Source organism: Parvibaculum sp. (genome assembly GCF_035511255.1).
Taxonomy (GTDB): Bacteria; Pseudomonadota; Alphaproteobacteria; order Parvibaculales; family Parvibaculaceae; genus Parvibaculum.
This window is the reverse complement of the sequence record NZ_DATKFR010000007.1, coordinates 1-5,760: the sequence shown is the minus strand read 5'-3', so window position 1 is coordinate 5,760 and position 5,760 is coordinate 1. Positions and strand designations below refer to the sequence as shown.

Here is a 5,760-nt window from a genome sequence, read left to right as displayed (position 1 = left end):
AGCGCCCAGACCGCCATGGCGCGGACGAGCGGCGAGGCGTCGGCGAGATGCGCAAGAACCAGCGGCAGGAGCGAAGCATCGCCCGCATTGCCGATCGCGATCAGCACGTTGCGGATGAAGCGGTCGCGGCCGATGCGCTTGATCGGCGAGCCGGAAAAGAACGCGCGGAACGCCGCGTCGTCGAACGTCGCAAGATCGGCAAGCAGAGGCGCTCGCAATTCGTCGCGCGCATGGAAGGAGGCTTCGCGCGCCGCATCCGCGAATTTGTTCCATGGGCAGACGGCGAGGCAGTCGTCGCAACCATAAATTCGGTTGCCGATGGCTTTGCGAAACTCGCGCGAGATCGCGCCCTTGTTCTCGATGGTGAGATAGGAAATGCAGCGCCGCGCATCGAGTTCATAAGGCGCGGGGAAGGCCGAGGTCGGGCAGATGTCGAGACAACGGCGGCACTCGCCGCAGTGATCTTCATGCGGCTCGTCCATTTCGAGGTCGAACGTCGTGAAGATCGAGCCGAGGAAGAGCCATGAGCCGAAATCGCGCGAGACGAGATTGGTGTGCTTGCCCTGCCAGCCGATGCCGGCCGCTTGCGCCAGCGGTTTTTCCATGACGGGCGCGGTGTCGACGAAGACCTTCACCTCGGCGCCCGAGGTTTCAGCGAGCCAGCGCGCCACCTGCTTCAGTCGCGATTTGACGAGATCGTGATAATCCCGGTTCTTCGCATAGACCGAGATCGCGGCGCGGTCGCGGCGGTCGAGAAGCGCCAGCGGATTTTCATCGGGGCCGTAATTCATCGCCAGCATGACGACGCTTCTGACGTCGGGCCAGAGAATGTCGGGACGGCCGCGGCGCTCTTCCGTGCCCTCCATCCATGTCATCTCACCGTGGCGGCCGCGCGCCAGCCAGTCGCGCAGGCGTTGCGCGGCCTCGGGCGTCGCATCGGGGCGCGTTATGCGGATGACGTCGAAGCCCGCTTCCTGCGCGCGCGCGACGAGCGCGGGTTTCAACCCGCCTTTCGTCGCGGCGCGATCAGAAGTCGAGATTGGCATAGAGCTTGGGCGGCGGCATGCCCGGCACATGATCGGCGAGAATCTGCCGGAAGCCGGGACGCGACTTGATTCGGACATACCAGTCCTTGGCGCCCTGGAACTGCGACCAGGGCACGTCGCCAACATAATCGAGGCAGGAAAGATGCGCGGCGGCGGTCAGATCCGCCAACGTCATCTCCTCGCCGGAGAGCCAGCGCCGCTCCTCCATCAGGTATGAGATGTAATCGAGGTGGTAGCGCAGATTGTGAAGCGCCGCGCGGACCACCGCCATGTCCGGCGCGCCGCCGCCTTCGGAGGCGCCGAGAAACCGGCGCGTCACCTTTTCAAAGATCAGCCCGTCGGAGACTTCGGCGGCGAATTTACGATCGAACCAGTCGATCAGGCGGCGCGTCTCGGCGCGCTCCAGCGCATCGCCCGGGATGAGCTTCACCTCCGGCACGGTCTCTTCCAGATACTCGCAGATCGGCATGCTGCCGGAGATGACGGAGCCGTCTTCCTCGATCAGCACCGGAACCTCGCCAGCGGGGTTCAGCGCGAGAAACTCATGCCGCCGTTCCCAGTCTCGCTCCTCGATCAGCTCGAAGCCGATATTCTTTTCGGCGAGCGCGAGACGCACCTTGCGGCAGGAGGGGGAGATGAGAAGGTGATAAAGCTGACGCATGATCTCGCAAGATTAGAGGAACGGTTCGCCGAAACGATCAGGAATGGGTTTTTCGCCCGACGGCCGCGGCCAGTTCGTCGATGATGGGACAGTCGGGACGGTCGTCGCCGTGGCAACGGCTCGCAAGCGCCGTCAGCGTCGCCTGCATGGACCGCAACTCCTCGATCTTTTCCTCGATCTCGGCGATATGGCCTTCGGCGATCCGCTTCACATCGGCGCTGCTGCGGGCCTTGTCGCGGTAGAGCGCGAGGAGGCTGCGGCACTGCTCGACGGTGAAGCCGAGATTGCGGGCCCGGGCGACGAAGCGCAGCGTGTGAACGGCATCTTCCGTATAGGAACGATAGCCGTTGGCCGCGCGATCGGCGCTTTCGATCAGCTCGATGTCCTCATAATAGCGGATCGTCTTTGCCGGAACGCCCGAGCGGGCCGCGACCTCGCCGATATTCATGCGTTTTCTCCCCGCTCGCCGGGCGAGCCTGTTCCATCGCGCTTCATTCCGCCGTATTGAGCTGCTCGAACTGGCCGCGGCGGCGGAACCGCGCAAGATAAGAGGGCAGAATTGCTTCCGGTCCCGTACCGGCAACGCCAAGTGTCTTCAAGCTGCGCCCTTCCTTTTCGGCGGCGTCGCTCACGACGTTGTCCCGCACAAGAAGCGGCAGCTGATCGGAGGTAAGCGGCGGATTCGGCAGAAGCTGCAGGACGGCCGCCATGGGCTTTGCCAGCCAGACAGGCAGCGGCAGCAGGACGCGCTTGCGGCCGATCTCGCGCAGCACAAGGCCCATCAATTCTCGGAAGGTGAGGATTTCGGGCCCGCCCAGTTCAAAGACCTTGCCGTCGGCAACGCCGGTTTCGAGCGCGCGGAGGATGGCTTCGGCCAAATCCTTTACATAGATGGGCTGGTAGCGCGTTTCGCCGCCGCCAATCAACGGCAGAACGGGCGAGAGCCGCGCCATGGCGGCGAAACGGTTGAAAAAATCGTCCTCCGGCCCGAAGACGATCGAGGCACGCAGGATCGCCGCGCCGGGAATGTGCTCGCGAACCGCCGCTTCGCCCAGCGCCTTCGAGCGCGCATAGGCCGACGGGCTTTCGGGATCGGCGCCGATCGCCGAGACCTGAACGAAAACGTCGATGCCGGCCGCCTTCGCCTCGCGGGCGATCCGGTCGGCGCCACCCGCCTGCACCGTCTCGAAGCGCTGCGGACCGCTTTCATGAAGAATGCCGACGAGATTGACCACCGCATCGGCGCCCTCCAGGGCGGCCCGGACGGAACGCGTGTCACGGATATTGGCCTGTACGGGCTCGACCTGGCCGACGTCGCCCGTCGTCTTGACGAAAAGCGCCTCGTTCGGCCGCCGGACGGCGACACGGACGCGAAAGCCGCGGCGCGCCAGCGCCTGCACGAGATGGCGGCCGACAAAACCCGATCCACCGAAAACCGTAATCAGGCTGCCGGCCCTGAGCGGCCTGCGCTCATCCCTCATGACGTCACCTCAGCAAGGAGCAAAACACTGCCGCCTAGATAGCCGAAAACAGAGCCGGGGACAAAGACCGGGCTCAGTCGCGCGCATAAATGCCGCCGAGACCGAGGACCAGGCTCGTCCGAACAGGCCGCGCAGAACCTCCCCGCACTCCCGCACATTGCAATCCCGACCGCATCTTCGCCCCCCTCTTCCGCCGGAACAAGGGAATCCGGGCAGGCGGGTCCCATCGGCTCCATTGACAAGCCTTCGCGCCCTATTTAAGTCTCCCCCCGTTGGCCCAGGTGGCGGAATTGGTAGACGCACTAGCTTCAGGTGCTAGCGCTCGCAAGGGCGTGGAAGTTCGAGTCTTCTCCTGGGCACCATAAATCTCTCGCTCTCCGGCAACCTGAAGGCCGGGGTTTCTTCCGGGTTCTCCCGAAGAGGCCGATAGGGCAAACGAGGCCGACATGGCGATCACGCTGCACAAGGGCGACCTGCCCGCGGGCCTGAGCTTCGGCGCGAGCGTCGCGGTCGACAGTGAAACCCTCGGCCTCAATCCGCACCGCGACCCGCTTTGCCTGGTGCAGCTTTCGGCCGGCGACGGCAACGCCCATATCGTGCAGCTCGATCGCGGCACCTATCACGCGCCCAACCTGCGCGCGCTGATGGCCGACCAGGGCGTCCTCAAGATCTTTCACTTCGCGCGATTCGATGTCGCGGTGATCCAGCGTTATCTCGGCGTGGTGACGACGCCGATCTATTGCACCAAGATCGCCTCGAAGCTCGTGCGCACCTATACGGATCGTCACGGGCTGAAGGACCTCTGCAAGGAGCTCCTCAACGTCGACCTCTCCAAGCAGCAGCAAAGTTCCGACTGGGGCGCGGAGAAGATTTCCGAGGCGCAGCTCGCCTATGCGGCCTCCGACGTAACGCATCTTCACGAACTCAAGGCGATTCTCGACGGCATGCTCGCCCGCGAGGGCCGCACGGAACTCGCCCGGGCCTGCTTTGCCTTCCTGCCGGTGCGCGCGTCGCTCGATCTCGCGGGATGGCCCGAAGAGGATATCTTCGCGCATTGAGCCCCGGCTCACGCGGCGCCCCGCAGAAGCGCCCTTTCGTTGACGCTTCGGAGCCCTTGCGCGCATACTGCCCGTCCATGCTCCGGCGACGCCAGGCCATTGCCATTATCGAATGCAGCCCCGCGGCCGGCGCGCCTGAGCGAACCGGACATCGGGCGCTGCGTCAGGGAGAAACCGGATTCCTCTCCATGCGGAACAAGACAGAATGAGCAAGCTGCCTGGAGAGAGCGAGGCGAGCGCCGGAGCGCGACGCCGTCCGCCATCCGCGGCGCGACCGGCCACGCGCCATAGCCGTTTCGTATCGACGATGAAAATCGCGCTGCCGCTCGGCGCCGTCGCACTCTTTGCGACCGTGCTGATCTATTCCGGCGTTTTCGACAGCCACGACAAGCTCGACATCACCTTTCGCGAAATCGCGACGCTCAACAATGACGACCTCCGAATGGTGAGTCCGCGCGTCACCGGCCTCGACGCGTCCGGGCGGCCTTATGTCATGACGGCCGATACCGCGACGCAGGCGACGGACAAACCGAACCATATCGCGCTCGATAACGTGCAGGCCGATCTCAAGCTCGAAAACGAGACCGACTGGGTCTCTCTCTCCTCGACATCCGGGCTTCTCGACACCGAGACCGAGACGCTCGATCTCAAGCAGAAGATCGACATCTACGCTTCGTCGGGCTACGAGTTTCACGGCACCTCGGCGACGATCGACTTCCGCAAGGGGACGGTCATGAGCCGCGAGCCGGTCGAGGGGCATGGCCCGCTCGGCACGTTGCGCGCCGACAGCATGACGGCGGACAATGCCAACCGGACGCTGCATTTTCAGGGACGGGTGAAAGTGCGAATCTACGGGCAAGAGGGGAAGGGGAAGACGCGATGACACGAGTATGGCTGTCGACGGCACGGCGCAAGCTCCAGGGGGTTGCCTGTGCCGCCCTTCTTATCGGCATCGGTGCCGCCTTCACGGCGGACCCCGCGTCGAGCGCCGAGAGTACAGCGCCAAGAGACCCGCTGAGCGGTTTTGCGAGCAATCCCGACGATCCGATCGAAATCGAATCCGATTCGCTTGAGGTCCAGGACCAGAAGCAGGAAGCGACCTTCATCGGCAACGTGATTGCCACCCAGGGCGGAATGAAGCTCCGCTCCGACCGTCTCAAGGCGATCTATGCGCAAGGTGGCGGCGGTGCGACCGGCGCTTTGCCCGGTGGCGGCAAGACGCAGATTCGCGAGATTCTCGCCACCGGCAACGTCCACGTCATGTCGAAGGACGACCAGTCCGCCGATGGCGACTGGGCCCGCTATGTGGTGGCGAGCCGCAATATCTTCATGGGCGACAAGGTCGTGCTCAGCCAAGGCAAGAACGTGATCCGGGGTACGAAGCTCGTTATCGACCTTAATACCGGCAAAAGCCGCATCGTCGGCGGCGCTGAAGCGGGCGCCGTAAAAAATGGCGCAACTGGCCGTGTCAAGGCACTTTTCCAGCCTCCGCCCAAAGAGAAAAAGTAAAAGTC

General features: G+C 64.1%; 7 protein-coding genes and 1 tRNA gene. 4 read left to right on the top strand and 4 right to left on the bottom strand.

All coding sequences use genetic code 11. The features are described from left to right. The 4 genes from queG to VMR03_RS00220 form a co-directional block, all read right to left on the bottom strand. A partial coding sequence (gene queG, locus VMR03_RS00235) for a tRNA epoxyqueuosine(34) reductase QueG (RefSeq protein WP_325401096.1) occupies positions 1-1,046 on the bottom strand: 1,046 nt, incomplete at its 3' end. After that, positions 1,027-1,707: a glutathione S-transferase family protein gene (locus VMR03_RS00230; RefSeq protein WP_325401094.1), complete on the bottom strand. Its 681-nt coding sequence runs from the start codon at positions 1,705-1,707 to the stop codon at positions 1,027-1,029. The genes VMR03_RS00230 and queG, both read right to left, overlap by 20 nt. A gap of 37 nt (positions 1,708-1,744) precedes the next feature. Then, positions 1,745-2,155 (bottom strand): Cu(I)-responsive transcriptional regulator, encoded by a 411-nt coding sequence (gene cueR, locus VMR03_RS00225; RefSeq protein WP_325401092.1) that lies wholly within the window; start codon positions 2,153-2,155, stop codon positions 1,745-1,747. Between the two features lie 43 nt (positions 2,156-2,198). Continuing rightward, the gene (locus VMR03_RS00220) at positions 2,199-3,188 is read right to left on the bottom strand and encodes a complex I NDUFA9 subunit family protein (RefSeq protein ID WP_325401090.1); all 990 of its coding nucleotides are present in this window, start codon (positions 3,186-3,188) and stop codon (positions 2,199-2,201) included. Positions 3,189-3,463: 275 nt separating this feature from the next. Between VMR03_RS00220 and VMR03_RS00215 the strand changes: the two genes are divergently transcribed. The 4 genes from VMR03_RS00215 (at position 3,464) to VMR03_RS00200 (ending at position 5,755) form a co-directional block, all read left to right on the top strand. Then, positions 3,464-3,550: transfer RNA gene (locus VMR03_RS00215), tRNA-Leu, on the top strand. Positions 3,551-3,634: 84 nt separating this feature from the next. Beyond that, on the top strand, positions 3,635-4,246 hold the full coding sequence (locus VMR03_RS00210) for a ribonuclease H-like domain-containing protein (RefSeq protein ID WP_325401088.1): 612 nt from the start codon (positions 3,635-3,637) through the stop codon (positions 4,244-4,246). A gap of 205 nt (positions 4,247-4,451) precedes the next feature. Next, complete coding sequence (lptC, locus tag VMR03_RS00205; protein WP_325401085.1) at positions 4,452-5,129, top strand: LPS export ABC transporter periplasmic protein LptC; 678 nt, start codon at positions 4,452-4,454, stop codon at positions 5,127-5,129. After that, on the top strand, positions 5,126-5,755 hold the full coding sequence (locus tag VMR03_RS00200) for an LptA/OstA family protein (RefSeq protein WP_325401083.1): 630 nt from the start codon (positions 5,126-5,128) through the stop codon (positions 5,753-5,755). Before lptC ends, VMR03_RS00200 begins: the two co-directional genes overlap by 4 nt. The last annotated feature ends 5 nt before the right edge of the window (positions 5,756-5,760 follow it).